Below are 12920 nucleotides of genomic sequence, written 5' to 3'. Positions count from 1 at the left end.
GGTAACGGATGCGGGTGATGGTCGCCGACGACTGTCTGCTGTTCCGCGAAGGGCTCGCCCGGCTCCTCACCGAACGCGGGTTCCAGGTCACGGGCCAGGCGGGTGACCCGGGGTGGCTGATCAGCCTCGTCCGTCAGGACCCGCCCGACGTGGTCGTGGTCGACGTCCGCATGCCGCCGACGTACACGGCCGAAGGTCTCGACGTGGCGCGGGAGCTGCGTGACGCCTATCCCGGGCTGGGCGTGCTGGTCCTGTCGCAGTACGTCGAGACGCACCACGCCGGTCAGCTCTTCGGGGAGGACGGCGGCATCGGCGGCGCGGGCTACCTGCTCAAGCACCGGGTCAACCGGCTGGACGACCTGGAGAGCGGCGTCCGGCGCGTCGGGGCGGGCGGCCTGGTCCTCGATCCGTCGGTGGTCGACCGGCTGCTGCGGCGCCGGCGGACGCGAGATCCGCTCGACGAGCTGACCGGCCGGGAGCGCCAGGTGCTGGGCCTGATGGCAGAGGGGCGTACGAACGCGGCCATCGCCAAGGCGATGAGCGTGACCGTCAAGACGGTCGAGGCGCACGTGCGCAACATCTTCGACCGGCTGCACCTGGCGCTCACGGACGACGACAACCGCAGGGTCCTCGCGGTCCTCGCGTATCTACGGCGCTGATCAGCCGTTCTGGCCCGCCTTCAGCGGCGTCCTGGCGGTGGGCAGGAGGACCTGTCCCGTGACGAACTCGGTCCACAGGCCGAAGCGGAGCTCGCCGCCCGTTCTCGCGGTGGTCTCGGCGAAGCCGACGGTGCGCCCGTGGTGCCGGCGGGTGGCGCCGAACGAGAGCTGGAAACGGGTGGTGCCCACGCGGTCCTGGGGTGGGACGGCCGTGGGCGGCACGATCTCGTCCAGCGCCCATCGGTAGTCCTTCCGGTACGGGGACGTGACCCGTTCCAGCGTCTGCTCCAGGATCACCCCCGAAGCCGGCAGCACCACCAGCACCCCGGCTGACCGCCCGATCCGCGTGTTGAAGGCGTGTACCTCCTGCGGCTCGCCGCTCGGGAACTCGCCACGGCCGCCTCCGATCCGCGACCCGGCCGGGCACGCCCGCACCCCCTGCCGCTCGATCACGGCGCGAGCGCACGTGGGGAACGCCTCGGGGTTGAAGCTCACCGAACGGTCGAACAGGAAGACGAACCGCCGTGGCCCGGCCGGGACGTCGCCCGTCGCGGCGCGGCTGCGCCGGTCGAAGGCGATCGTCACGCTCCGGCCGGCCCCGCGAGTCGCCGTCACCGACAGCGAGTCGATGTTGTCCGTGGCTTCGACGTCGGGCTCGTACGGCCGCTGCGGCCCGCCCGGAGCGGGGTCCGGCGGGGTGGCGTCGGCAGCCGCGGCCTGCGTGAGCACGCTCAGGGCCGCGAACGCGGCGGCCGCGGTCAGAACGCTCTTCATCCTCATGAAACCTCCAGATGTGGAACGGCGACGGCGGTCACGCGCACGCGTCGGACCCAGGGGAGATGGCTTGCCCACGACCGCCGGCGGGTTCGGTGAGATCATGCTCGCTCGCGTGCGGGGTGGTGAACAGAGGGATAACCCTGTGTCGCGGGGTCAGGGACGGGCAGGCTCGCTGTCACACGGGTGCCCGCACCCGCGGGGCTGTGCACGCGCACGTGGCCGCCGACGGCGGCGGCCCGGTCGGCGAGCCCGCGCAGGCCGCTGCCCGACGGGTCCGCGTTCCCGGCGCCGTCGTCGCTCACGATCAGGATCAGCCGGCTGCCCTCGTCCCGAAGCCGTACGACGACCTGCGAGGCCCCGGCGTGTTTGGCGGCGTTGGCGATGGCCTCGGAGGTGAGGAAGTAGGCGGTCTCCTCGACACGGGAGGGCAGCCGGCGTGCGGGCAGGTCCTCCAGAACGACGGGCAGGGCAGCGCGTTCGGCCAGCGACTCCAGCGCGGGCCCGAGGCCGGCGTCCGCCAGGATCGCCGGGTAGACGCCACGGGCCAGCTCGCGCAGCTCCTCCAGGGCCGCCTCCAGCTCCATCATCGCCCGGTTGAGCGCCGCCCCGGCTTCCGGCGGTTCGGCCAGGCGTGTGCGTGCGAGCGTGAGTGACATGCCGACGTTCACCAGGCGCTGTTGCGCGCCGTCGTGCAGGTCGCGTTCGATGCTGCGGCGCCCGGCGTCCATCGCCTCGACCACCTTGCCCCTGGCGTCCTTCACCTCGCCGTGCAGGTGCTCGTTCTCCGCGAGCAGCCCGCGTACGCGCGTGTTGCCCGCGCAGATCACCCGGACCATGACCTCGATCGGCCAGGTCACCAGCGCCGCCAGGAGCAGCCCGAGACCGGGCACGGGCAGGAACAGCTCCATCGCCGTCACTCCGCCGGCCAGCCAGCCGAGGAGGCTGATGAGCAGCCCCGCCGCGGTGAAGGGGAAGCCGGGCGACGAGGCGAAGACCGCGTAGGCGAAGACCACGAACAGCACCCCGGGCGCCAGGTCGCCGATCCCCGCCAGGACAGGGTGGTCGAAGGAGCGCAATCCAGCCGTGAACCAGGTGAACCCGATCGCGACCGTCCGCCGCCCCAGCGAGCTCACGTGCCGCTGCGACCAGACGATCAGCCCCATGACGATGTAGACCCATGCCGCCCATAAGGGTCCCGCCACCCCGGCCAGGTCCCAGAGCGGCGCGGCGTGCGGGTCGTCCAGCCAGCCGGTGCCGGCGACGTACACGACGCTGGCGAGAACGGCCAGCGCCACGATGCCGTACCTGGTCCTGAATGTCATGAACCCTCCTTCGCAGAGATCACGCCGATCGGCACCCATGACATCAACTACCACCGCAAAGTCGGCGAAAGCCGCCATTCGGGCGGCGACATCTAGGGATAACCCCATGGCCGGCGTCGCGGCGGACCACGACGATGGCATCTCCCGGACGCGCATGAAGTGAAAGGCGATGAGGAGTCTCCCGATGACAAGGCATGTCGCAGCTCTGACAGGGGTTCCGGCTCTCGTGATAGCCCTGACGGCCTGCGGTGCGGTGGGCGGGCCCGGCGGCGGTGGAGAGCGCCAGGACGGCGCTCGTGCGGCGAACTCCACCGGGACCTCCGCGGCCCGGCCGAGTTCGTCGCCGTCACCCGAGACGACGACCACCACCACACCGGCCGTATCTCCGTCAGCCCTTGCCCCGATCGCGTCTCAGCGGTTCGAGCGTGAGGGACGCGACATGACCGTGACCATCACCCAGCTCCAGCGGGAGGGGAAGATGGCCACGCTCAGCCTCACGATCAGCAACGAGGACGGGCCCTCCTGGCGCATCGGCAACGACCTGGGCAAAGGACCGACCGACTACACGGTGGGCGGACTCTCCCTGGTGGACGCCGGCAACGCCAAGCGGTACCGGCCCGGACGCACCGGCCACTTCGCCTGTCTGTGCTCCACGACCAGCGGCAGCGTGGTCATCGACGAGGGCGAGAGCCTTCCCTTCTACGCGACGTTCGCCGCTCCGCCCCCGGACGTCACCAAGGTGCACGTCGAGGTCCCGGGCTTCGGAATCATGAGCGATGTCCCGATCGCGTGAGCCGGTCACGGCCACTTCGGTGACTGAGGCCCGGGCGGCGCGCCGACGGCTGGCTCTGAGCCTCGGAACGGCGTCGATGCTGCTGCTCACCACGTACACCCCGGCCTCAGCCGGGACCCGGGCAGACGACGTCTTTCCCGTTGAGGACATCAGGCACCTCGTCGAGAACGTCCGGCTCACCGTGGAGTCCCTGGACGCCTCGGAGAGCGAGACCCGCGACGACAGGACCGTCACCGTCACCCTGACCAGCGACGTGCTTTTCGCCTTCGACAAGTGGGAGGTGACCGGGGCAGCCAGGACCCGGCTGGCGAGGATCGCGGAAAGCATCAGGACCGACGCGCCCGACGGCGTCATCGAGATCGCCGGGCATACCGACGACCAGGGCTCGAAGGCATACAACCGCCGCCTGTCCCAGCGTCGCGCCGAAGCCGTGCGCGGCGTCCTCGCCGGGTTGCTCTCCGGGAGGTCCGTCACGTTGAGGGCCTCCGGCCACGGCGAGACCAGGCCGCGGGTGCCCAACATGGTCGGCAACCGGCCCAGCGCCGAGAACCGGGCGCTCAACCGGCGCGTCGAGATCGTCTACGAGGCGAGTCGATGACCACTCCACCGTGTGCCCGGCCGGCCGGTGGCACCCCATGCCTGTTCTTTCCGTCGAACATCTTTTACGTCGTGAAATATCTTGGTGCGCGAGAAGGCGGCCTTGTCTGTCGAGCGGAACCCCGGCTCGGGTCGCCGAGCCGGGGTTCTTTCGTGCCGGGGTCAGGAGAAGACGACGGAGCGCACCAGGAGGCGGTCCGAGGCGCCCGCGCCGGGGCGCAGGCTGTAGTAGACGTCGCCCGCGCAGCCCCGCTCCAGGAAGACGGTGGCCGTCGCGTCGGTCAGGTTCTTGGGCGCGTAGGCGGCCGACGTGCCGTCGGAGCCGGCGCCCTGGATGTCGATGCACGTCCGGCTCGGCGGATTGTTGATGAAGCCGACGGCGTCGTAGCCGTCGGCGGTCTGGTACGAGTAGCGGAACTGGCCCGTGGCGGCCCAGGCGGAGCCGGGAACCGCCAGGACCAGCATGAGGGCGCCGGCGGCGGCGGCCAGAGCGGAGTGCGAACGCATGGTTCTCCCCTTCACGGAGTAACGACATCGGACACAAAGAGTAATCGTACACTTACAATTCGTGTCAGGACGCTGCTCGGCCGGATGCGGCATAGTGGGCGGTCATGGCGAGAAAGCTCGGAGTCTTACTCGTGTCGTCGATGCTCGCCGGGTGCGCCGCCGCAGGGCCGGGCCCCGCCGCGCCGACACCCCCGCCCGCGCCGGAGCCCGCGCCGGAGCCTGTGCCGGTCTCGGTGACCCCGGCCGCCGCGCCCCCGTCGCGGCCCCGGTGCTCCGGCAAGGCCGAACCCGGTGACGTGAACGGTGACGGCTACGCCGATCTGGCGTTCGTCCGGACGGGCGCCGACTGGCGGGAGCGGGCCCAGCTCGTGGTGGTGCACGGGTCGGCGCGCGGCCTCGACCCGGCCACCGCGTACGTCGCCGGTGACGGCGCCATGTCCGGCGAGGTGCCCCCGCAGTTCGCCGACCTCGACGGCGACGGCTGCGCGGACGTCGTCATCCCCGACCGGTCCCTGATGATCTTCTGGGGCGGCCGGGGCCCGGCCGCCGTCCTGCCGTACGGAAGTCACTCCGGCGTGGCTGACCTCGACGGCGACGCCGCCGCCGACCTGCTGGCGACCACGTCGCGTCCCGACGGCAGCGGCGGCAGGCTCGTCCGCCTGCACGGCCCGTTCACCAGGTCCGGCGAGCCCGCCCGCCGGAGCGGCCGCCCGCTCCCCGAGGGCGAGTGGCCCGGCAGGATGGTCACCGATCCGTACGGGCCGGACCTGGTCGTGTACGGGCCCGACGACGGCGAGCAGGCCCACGCCTGGCTGCTGACCGGCGAGGACTTCCGCGAGGTGGCCACGGGCAGCTCGGCGGTGTTCGGCGACTTCGACGGCGACGGCCGCCGCGACGTGGCGATCGGCGACAGCGGAGCACGCAACAACGAGCCCGGCATGGAGACGGAGGACCCGTCGGTCGAGAGCATCACCCGCGTCTTCTACGGCGGCGCGGACCGCGAGCCGCAGGTGCTCGACGGCGTCCGGGGCAGCCTGCACGCCGGCGACCTGACCGGCGACGGCGCCGACGACCTGGTCTCCGGCGAGGTCATCGGCATGCACGCGCGGGTCGTCGGCGGGGCCGAGATCCTCACCGGCTCCCCGGAGGGCGTGCGCCGTCCCGGCCTGGCGTTCAGCCATCGGGGCCCCGAGCGCGGCCCGGCGGGCAAGCGGCTCAAGGACTGGGAGCGCGGCTCGATCAGGACGTGGTCGGTGGGCGACCACGACGGCGACGGCCGGGCCGAGGTGATCCGCGTCTGGCAGGGCGGTCCGGGCCGCGCCCGCTTCTGGCGTGTCGACGGCGCGGGGGCGACGCTGCAGGTGTTCGACCTGGCGGGCAAGGGCGGCTGACCGGAGGGGCGAAGTCTTTGCCGGTGTCGCACGGCGGCTTGAGGGCAGGGCGGGAAAGGGGTCATCCGAGGAGAGGAAACGGTGACATGAGTGACGTTGGTGACCGTCGCGAAGTGCTGACGAACCGGCAGGGCCATCCTGTCTACGACAACCAGAACCAGCGGACGGTGGGCGCGCGAGGGCCCGCAACGCTGGAGAACTACCAGTTCCTGGAGAAGATCAGCCACTTCGACCGCGAGCGCATCCCGGAGCGGGTGGTGCACGCGCGCGGGACCACCGCCTACGGGTTCTTCGAGGCGTACGGGAAGATCGGCGACGAGCCGGTCAGCCGCTACACCAGGGCCAAGCTGTTCCAGGAGCCGGGCAAGCGCACGGATCTCGCGGTGCGCTTCTCCACGGTGATCGGCGGCCGTGACTCGGCGGAGACGGCCCGCGACCCGCGCGGGTTCGCCGTCAAGTTCTACACCGAGGACGGCAACTGGGACCTGGTGGGCAACAACCTGGCGGTGTTCTTCATCCGGGACGCGATCAAGTTTCCCGATGTGATCCACGCGCTCAAGCCGGACCCGGTGACGTTCCGCCAGGAGCCGAACCGGATCTTCGACTTCATGTCGCAGACGCCCGAGTGCATGCACATGCTGGTCAACCTGTTCAGCCCGCGCGGCATCCCGGCCGACTACCGGCACATGCAGGGCTTCGGCGTGAACACGTACAAATGGACCAACAAGCAGGGCGAGTCGTTCCTGGTCAAGTATCACTGGATGCCCAAGCAGGGCGTGCGCAGCATGACGGCGGCCGACGCGGCGATCATCCAGGCGACCGAGCTGGGGCACGCGACCAAGGACCTGCACGAGGCGATCGAGCGCGGCGACCACCCGGAGTGGGAGCTGCTCGTGCAGGTGATGAGCGACGACGAGCACCCCGAGCTGGACTTCGACCCGCTGGACGACACCAAGGTGTGGCCGGAGAACGAGTTCCCGGCGCGGCCGGTGGGCCGGATGGTGCTGAACCGCAACGTGGACAACAACTTCGCCGAGAACGAGCAGATCTCGTTCGGCACCGGCGTGCTGGTCGACGGGCTGGACTTCTCCGACGACAAGATGCTGGTCGGGCGGACGTTCTCCTACAGCGACACCCAGCGCTACCGGGTGGGCCCCAACTACCTGCAGCTCCCGGTCAACCAGGCGAAGAACGCGAGCATCCGCACCAACCAGCGTGACGGGCAGATGACGTACTTCGTCGACACCGGCGGCGAGTCGCCGCACATCAACTACGAGCCGTCGCTGGTGGGCGGGCTGCGCGAGGCCGAGTACCCGACGGAGGACATCGAGGGCCCGGTCATCACCGGCCGTCTCACCCGCAGGCGCATCCCGCGCACGAACGACTACGTGCAGGCCGGGCAGCGTTATCTGCTGATGGAGGAGTGGGAGCGCGACGACCTGGTGCACAACTTCGTCACCCAGCTCAAGCAGTGCGACCGGCGCATCCAGGAGCGCATGGTGTGGCACTTCCTGCTGGTGGAGGACGACCTGGGGCTGCGCGTGGGCGAGGGCCTGGGCATCACGCCGGACGACGTGGCCGGGCTGGAGCCGCTGCCCAAGCAGGAGCTGACCGACGAGGACCGGGACCGGCTGGCCAAGCTGGGCAGGAACGGGCCGCGTGACGTGACCGGGCTGAAGATGACGCACTGCGTGCCGGACGAGCGGTTCACTCCAGGCGGCGCAGCAGGGCCTGCTTAGCCGAGGCGAACTCCTCGTCGTTGAGCACGCCGGAGCGGTGCAGCTCGCCGAGCTCGGCGAGGTGGCGCAGGACCACGTCCACCTCGCCCGCCGGGGCCGGGGCGGGGGGCAGCTCGGCGACGCCGCGCGGGATGCGGGCGTGCACGGCGGCGGCGACCAGCGCGGTCGTGCCGCCGAAGCGCTGCACGCCCCACGAGATGCAGCGCGGGTCCTTCTGCGGCTGCTTGTCGGGCCCGTCGCCCTTGGCGCGGAAGCGAAGGGTGCCGTAGCCGAGGCCGGACTGCGGCTTCCACTCCACGGCCACCAGGTCGGTCAGCGGGAACTCCTGCGGGCCGGCCTCGTCCTTGGCGGTGCTGGCGAAGGCGGTCCACTCGATGCGTACGCGCTCGCCGTCGAAGGCGACGGTGCCGTCACCGGCGGACGCGCTGATCGGCACGTCGGGCCCGGGCAGCAGGTAGTCGTCCGTCGGCCCGCTGGGCGTCTGCCACGCGGCGAGCGCGTCGCGGATCTCGTCGGCGTAGTATTCGGCGGCGCCGGTGCGGCCCTTGGGAACGGCCAGGCGGTAGGGGTCGGCGGGGGCGGTCAGCGAGCCGGCGACCACGTCGGTCAGCGGGTCGGCGCCCCGGCGCAGCCGCAGCCGCAGGTGGCCGCCCTTGCGTGACGGCTCGAACGTCGCCCCGGCGACGGCCTCCAGCGGGACGACGAGCTCGCCGAGCGCCTTGCGCAGCTCGTGGACCTCGCGGCCGCTGCCCGGGACGATCCGGACCGTCTCTCCGTCGAACGTCCACGCCCCGTCGGGGACTGCGATCTCCGCCATGTCCTCCAGCGTAGTGGGCCAGAAAACATTCCGATAACAAGCCTTGACCGGCCAAAACACCACAAACTAACGTCTGCTGCATTCTATAGAAAGCAGAATGTGGAGGCGGTGGATGGACGCGACGGCACACGCGGCGATCGTCACCGACGTCGCGGGACCGGTGGACGTACGCGACTACCCGCTGCCCCGCCCCGGCCCCGGGGAGTTCGTCCTCAAGGTCGAGCTCTGCGGCATGTGCGGCACCGACGCGCACATCTACCGGGGCCGGCTGGCCAGCGTGCGCTTCCCCGCGCTGCTCGGCCACGAGATCGTCGGCACCCTCGCCGCCCTCGGCGAGGGTGTCACCACCGACCACGCCGGCCGGCCGGTGTCCGTCGGCGACCGCGTCGGCGTCTTCCCGTCCCTGAGCTGCGGCCGGTGCTACGACTGCCAGGTGCGGCGCCGGCCCGGCAACTGCCCCGACCGCCGCCCCTCCTACGGCTTCGCCTCGCCCGCCGACCGCCCGCCGCACCTCACCGGCGGCTTCGCCACCCACCTGTACGCCTCCAACGCGGGCACCGTGTTCTACCGGACCGGCCTGCCCCCCGAGGTGGCGGTGCTGCAGCAGCCCCTGTCCGTGGCGCTGCACGGCGTGGAACGTTCCGCGATCCGGATCGGCTCCACCGTCGTCGTCCAGGGCGCCGGCGCGATCGGCCTGATGGCCGTGGCCGCCGCCCGCACCGCCGGGGCCGCCCGGATCGTCGCCGTCGGCGCGCCGGGCGCCCGGCTGGAACTGGCCGCCCGCCTCGGCGCCGACGCCGTGGTCGGGCTCGGCGACGGCCCCGAGAAGCGCCGCCAGGAGATCTTCGACGCGCTCGGCCGCGACGGCGCCGACGCCGTCATCGGCACCGCGGGCTCGCCCGAGGCGTTCCGCGAAGCGCTCGGCCTGGTCGCCGACGGCGGCGTGCTCGCCGAACTCGGCAACTTCACCGACCGCGGCGCCATCCCCTTCAACCCGTACAGCGACCTGCTGAAGCGGGACATCACGATCGCCGGCGTGTACGGCGCCGGCCCCGACATGCAGCGCCGCTACCACGAGGCGCTGACCATCCTCGAACGCGGCGGCAGGCCGTACGAGCAGGTGGTGAGCCACCGCCTGCCGCTCGGCAGGGTCCGCGAGGCGCTCGAAGCCCTCGGCGGCGGCTACGCCCTCGACGGCAGGGACGTCGTCAAGCTCGCGATCGACCCCACCGCGTAAACCCCCATTTCCCCGGAGGAGAAGTCTTGAAAAGCACCCGCCTGGTCGCGGCCGTAGCCGTGCTCGGTCTGGCCGTCGCGGCCTGCGGCTCGTCGGCCGAGGAGGTCCCGGCAGACGGCGGCGGGCTCGGCACCGCGCAGCAGCCCGTGTCGATCCGCGTGATCGCCAACGACGCGTTCGCCAAGCAGTGGCAGGACAAGCTCGTGCCGGAGTTCAACAAGAAGTATCCGAACATCAAGGTCACCATCGACGGCATCCCGTACAACGACCAGCTCGCCAAGACCATGCTGGAGCTGACCGGCACCACCGCCACCTACGACGCGGTGCTCGCCGACGACCCGTGGATCCCGCAGCTCGCCAAGACCGGCGCCCTCTACGACCTCAAGGGCCAGGAGCTGGCCAAGTGGAACGACCCCGAGTACGACTGGGCCGACTTCCACGCGACGCCGCTCGCCGCGGGGGAGTGGGAGGGCAAGCAGTACGCGGTGCCCGTCCGCTCCAACCTGCTGCTGATGTTCTACAACAAGTCGCTCTACAAGAAGGCCGGGGTCGCCGAGCCGACCGACGAGACCACCTGGGAGCAGTACTTCGCGGACGCCCAGAAGCTCGTCCAGGACACCGACGGCGACGGCAAGACCGACTCGTGGGCCGTGGGCACGTACTTCACCAAGGACCCGCTGACCCCCACCGTGTGGCAGACCGTGCTCAACTCCGACGGTGGCAAGCTGCTCGACGACAAGATGCAGGTCGCCTTCGCCGGCGAGGCCGGGGTCAAGGCGCTGCAGACGCAGGTCGACCTGCTCAAGTACGCGCCTCCCGGGGCCTCCACCTACCAGTTCAACGAGCCGCTGGAGGCGTTCCGGCAGGGCAAGACGGCCACCATGTTCATGTGGGGCAGCGTCTTCAAGGGCACGGCCGTCGACAAGGAGACCACCACGCTGACCCCCGAGGAGGTCGGCATCACCACGATGCCCGCGGGCACCGCCGGGCCCGGCGCGCACCGCGGCATCTGGTCGGCGGGCATCTCCAAGAAGTCCGAGCACCCGGCCGCCGCCTGGACGTGGCTGCAGTGGGTGACCTCCAAGCAGGGTGAGCAGTTCGTCGGCAAGGAGTTCGGCACCTTCCCGGCGCGTAACTCCACCCTCGACGGCACCCCGCCCGCCGACTGGGCCGGGCCGGTCTACCAGGCGCTCAAGGACGGCTACGAGGTCGCGAGCAAGGGCCAGATGTGGCGGCCCAGGCTGCCCGAGTCCGACGCCGTCCAGCAGATCCTGGCGCTGCAGACCAGCCGGGCCATGTCCGGCCAGGCGACCTCCCAGCAGGCGATCGACCAGGCCGCGAAGGAGATCACCGAGCTGCTGAAGACCAAGGGCTACGGCCAGTGAGACGCGTGAGGCTGGGAGAGCCGGGCACCGCCTGGCTCTTCCTCACCCCGGCCCTGGTCCTGCTGGCGGGCATGCTGCTCTACCCGATCTTCTACACGCTCTGGGTGAGCATGTCCGACTTCGACCTGGCCACCTTCCAGCCGACGGGCTGGGTCGGCTGGCGCAACTACGAGGCGGTGCTGAACGACCCCGGCTTCCTGGAGTCGCTGCGGGTCACGGCCGTCTACCTGGTGATCGCGCTGCCGCTGCAGATGGTGCTCGGGTTCGCGATCGCGTTCCTGCTGAACGTGCCCTGGCGGGGGCGCGGGGTGCTGCGGGCGCTGTTCCTCATCCCGATGGTGGTGGCGCCGGTCGTCGCGGGCGGCGTCTGGCGGATGCTGCTCGACCCGCTCTGGGGCGTGGTCAACTACACGCTCGGGCTGGTCGGCATCGGGCCCGTCGAGTGGATCGGCGACCCGGTGCTCGCGATGGCCAGCGTGATCATCATCGACACGTGGCGGTGGACGCCGTTCGTGGTGCTGATCGCCTCCGCCGGGATCATGGCGCTGCCCGGCGACGTGTACGAGGCGGCCAAGTCCGACGGCGCCGGCCGGTGGGCCACGCTGCGGCACGTGACGCTGCCGCTGCTCGTGCCGGTGATGGCGGCGGCGTTCGTGGTGCGCTGGCTGGGCGCGGTCAAGATGTTCGACATCGCGCTGGCCGCCACCAAGGGCGGGCCAGGGAACGCGACGAACGTGGTCAACCTCTACATCTACGAGAAGGGGTTCAGGAGCCTGGAGTTCGGCTCGGCGTCCTCGATGGCCACGATCGTGCTCGTCGTCACGATGCTCATCACCTTTGTCCTGTTCCGCGTGAGCCGGCGTCTGGAGAACCGATGGTGAGAAGGTACGCGGCCATCGCCGGGGCGATCCTGGTGACGCTGGCCTTCCTGTTCCCCGTCCTCTACATGGTGAGCATCTCGTTCAAGCTGCCCAAGGACATCTTCACGGTGCCGCCCCGGTGGCTCGGCGAGTTCACGCTCGACAACTACGTCAGCTACTTCCACCAGGCGCGCATCCTGCCCCGGATCGTCAACACGATCATCATCGCGGTGGGCGCCTCGGCCATCTCCATGATCGCCGGCTCGATGGCCGGCTACGCGCTGTCGCGGATGAGGATGCGCGGCGCCGGCGTCGTCGGCGGGCTCATCCTCGCCTCCCGCGCGGTGCCGCCGATCGCGCTGGTCGTGCCGCTGTTCCTGGTCGCCCGGAAGCTCGGGCTCACCGACCAGTACATCACCGTCATCCTCGCGTACGTGACCTTCCTCGTGCCGTACGTGGTGTGGCTGATGCGGGCGTTCTTCCGCGGCCTGCCCAAGGAGCTGGAGGAGGCCGCGATGATCGACGGGTGCTCCCGGTTCGGCGCGTTCTTCCGCGTCATCGTGCCGACGAGCATCACCGGGCTGGTCTCGACGCTGATCTTCTGCATCATCCTGGCCTGGGAGGAGCTGCTGTTCGCGCTCATCCTCACCAACGACAGGGCGGTCACCATCCCGGTGGCGATCGCCGGCATCGCGGCCGACACCGAGAAGGGCGGGATGTGGGGGCCGCTGGCCGCGGTCGGCGTGCTCACCGTGCTGCCCGTCGTGGTGTTCGCGCTGCTCGTGCAGAAGTACCTGATCAAGGGTCTCGCGGACGGCGCGACCAAGGGGTGATGG

General features: G+C 70.9%; 13 protein-coding genes. 9 read left to right on the top strand and 4 right to left on the bottom strand.

Features of this window, described 5'->3' with window-relative positions; all coding sequences use genetic code 11:
- Positions 1-8 precede the first annotated feature (8 nt).
- A complete protein-coding gene (locus KME80_RS33505; RefSeq protein WP_219510569.1) occupies positions 9-659 on the top strand; it encodes a response regulator transcription factor in 651 nt (216 codons plus the stop codon).
- Here KME80_RS33505 and KME80_RS33500 read toward each other — a convergent pair whose 3' ends face one another.
- Together KME80_RS33500 and KME80_RS33495 are read right to left on the bottom strand one after the other, a co-directional pair.
- Positions 660-1433: a hypothetical protein gene (locus KME80_RS33500; protein ID WP_219510568.1), complete on the bottom strand. Its 774-nt coding sequence runs from the start codon at positions 1431-1433 to the stop codon at positions 660-662. It lies immediately after the preceding gene.
- 101 nt (positions 1434-1534) lie between these two features.
- Positions 1535-2758 carry a sensor histidine kinase gene (locus KME80_RS33495; RefSeq protein WP_219510566.1) on the bottom strand — a complete coding sequence of 408 codons (1224 nt, stop codon included), beginning with the start codon at positions 2756-2758 and terminating at the stop codon, positions 1535-1537.
- Positions 2759-3197: 439 nt separating this feature from the next.
- On the opposite strand from KME80_RS33495, the gene KME80_RS33490 reads away from it, so the two are divergent.
- The gene (locus KME80_RS33490) at positions 3198-3551 is read left to right on the top strand and encodes a hypothetical protein (RefSeq protein ID WP_219510565.1); all 354 of its coding nucleotides are present in this window, start codon (positions 3198-3200) and stop codon (positions 3549-3551) included.
- Between the two features lie 19 nt (positions 3552-3570).
- Positions 3571-4149 carry an OmpA family protein gene (locus KME80_RS33485; protein WP_219510564.1) on the top strand — a complete coding sequence of 193 codons (579 nt, stop codon included), beginning with the start codon at positions 3571-3573 and terminating at the stop codon, positions 4147-4149.
- Positions 4150-4310: 161 nt separating this feature from the next.
- On the opposite strand, the gene KME80_RS33480 is transcribed toward KME80_RS33485, so the two are convergent.
- Positions 4311-4655: a hypothetical protein gene (locus tag KME80_RS33480; protein ID WP_219510563.1), complete on the bottom strand. Its 345-nt coding sequence runs from the start codon at positions 4653-4655 to the stop codon at positions 4311-4313.
- Positions 4656-4759: 104 nt separating this feature from the next.
- Here KME80_RS33480 and KME80_RS33475 point away from each other — a divergent pair, with 104 nt between their 5' ends.
- Complete coding sequence (locus KME80_RS33475; protein ID WP_219510562.1) at positions 4760-6046, top strand: FG-GAP repeat domain-containing protein; 1287 nt, start codon at positions 4760-4762, stop codon at positions 6044-6046.
- 86 nt (positions 6047-6132) lie between these two features.
- Positions 6133-7785, top strand: coding sequence for a catalase (locus KME80_RS33470; RefSeq protein ID WP_219510561.1), 1653 nt, complete (start codon positions 6133-6135; stop codon positions 7783-7785).
- Here KME80_RS33470 and KME80_RS33465 read toward each other — a convergent pair.
- The gene (locus KME80_RS33465) at positions 7754-8602 is read right to left on the bottom strand and encodes a DUF4429 domain-containing protein (RefSeq protein ID WP_219510560.1); all 849 of its coding nucleotides are present in this window, start codon (positions 8600-8602) and stop codon (positions 7754-7756) included. The two genes, KME80_RS33470 and KME80_RS33465, sit on opposite strands and share 32 nt — an antisense overlap.
- Before the next feature lie 112 nt (positions 8603-8714).
- Here KME80_RS33465 and KME80_RS33460 point away from each other — a divergent pair, with 112 nt between their 5' ends.
- Genes KME80_RS33460 through KME80_RS33445 form a run of 4 tightly spaced genes read left to right on the top strand, consistent with a single transcriptional unit; the run spans position 8715 to position 12917 of the window.
- On the top strand, positions 8715-9839 hold the full coding sequence (locus KME80_RS33460) for a zinc-binding dehydrogenase (protein WP_219510559.1): 1125 nt from the start codon (positions 8715-8717) through the stop codon (positions 9837-9839).
- A gap of 26 nt (positions 9840-9865) precedes the next feature.
- Positions 9866-11224, top strand: a complete 1359-nt coding sequence (locus tag KME80_RS33455) for an ABC transporter substrate-binding protein (protein ID WP_219510558.1) — start codon at positions 9866-9868, stop codon at positions 11222-11224.
- 5 nt (positions 11225-11229) lie between these two features.
- A complete protein-coding gene (locus tag KME80_RS33450) occupies positions 11230-12105 on the top strand; it encodes a carbohydrate ABC transporter permease (protein ID WP_308126029.1) in 876 nt (291 codons plus the stop codon).
- On the top strand, positions 12099-12917 hold the full coding sequence (locus KME80_RS33445; protein WP_219510556.1) for a carbohydrate ABC transporter permease: 819 nt from the start codon (positions 12099-12101) through the stop codon (positions 12915-12917). Before KME80_RS33450 ends, KME80_RS33445 begins: the two co-directional genes overlap by 7 nt.
- Positions 12918-12920 lie beyond the last annotated feature (3 nt).

It is taken from the genome of Nonomuraea ceibae, assembly GCF_019396325.1.
In the GTDB taxonomy this organism is placed as follows: Bacteria; Actinomycetota; Actinomycetes; order Streptosporangiales; family Streptosporangiaceae; genus Nonomuraea; species Nonomuraea ceibae.
The sequence above is the reverse complement of the archived record's forward strand: the minus strand, read 5'-3'. Positions and strand labels throughout refer to the sequence as shown.

What these genes read in the sequence shown, in the direction of transcription:
- KME80_RS33475 (WP_219510562.1), top strand. Translation starts at nt 4,760, where the DNA reads ATGGCGAGAAAGCTCGGAGTCTTACTCGTGTCGTCGATGCTCGCCGGG.
- KME80_RS33495 (WP_219510566.1), bottom strand. Translation starts at nt 2,758, where the DNA reads ATGACATTCAGGACCAGGTACGGCATCGTGGCGCTGGCCGTTCTCGCC.
- KME80_RS33465 (WP_219510560.1), bottom strand. Translation starts at nt 8,602, where the DNA reads ATGGCGGAGATCGCAGTCCCCGACGGGGCGTGGACGTTCGACGGAGAG.
- KME80_RS33470 (WP_219510561.1), top strand. Translation starts at nt 6,133, where the DNA reads ATGAGTGACGTTGGTGACCGTCGCGAAGTGCTGACGAACCGGCAGGGC.
- KME80_RS33500 (WP_219510568.1), bottom strand. Translation starts at nt 1,433, where the DNA reads ATGAAGAGCGTTCTGACCGCGGCCGCCGCGTTCGCGGCCCTGAGCGTG.
- KME80_RS33445 (WP_219510556.1), top strand. Translation starts at nt 12,099, where the DNA reads ATGGTGAGAAGGTACGCGGCCATCGCCGGGGCGATCCTGGTGACGCTG.
- KME80_RS33460 (WP_219510559.1), top strand. Translation starts at nt 8,715, where the DNA reads ATGGACGCGACGGCACACGCGGCGATCGTCACCGACGTCGCGGGACCG.
- KME80_RS33480 (WP_219510563.1), bottom strand. Translation starts at nt 4,655, where the DNA reads ATGCGTTCGCACTCCGCTCTGGCCGCCGCCGCCGGCGCCCTCATGCTG.
- KME80_RS33505 (WP_219510569.1), top strand. Translation starts at nt 9, where the DNA reads ATGCGGGTGATGGTCGCCGACGACTGTCTGCTGTTCCGCGAAGGGCTC.
- KME80_RS33490 (WP_219510565.1), top strand. Translation starts at nt 3,198, where the DNA reads ATGACCGTGACCATCACCCAGCTCCAGCGGGAGGGGAAGATGGCCACG.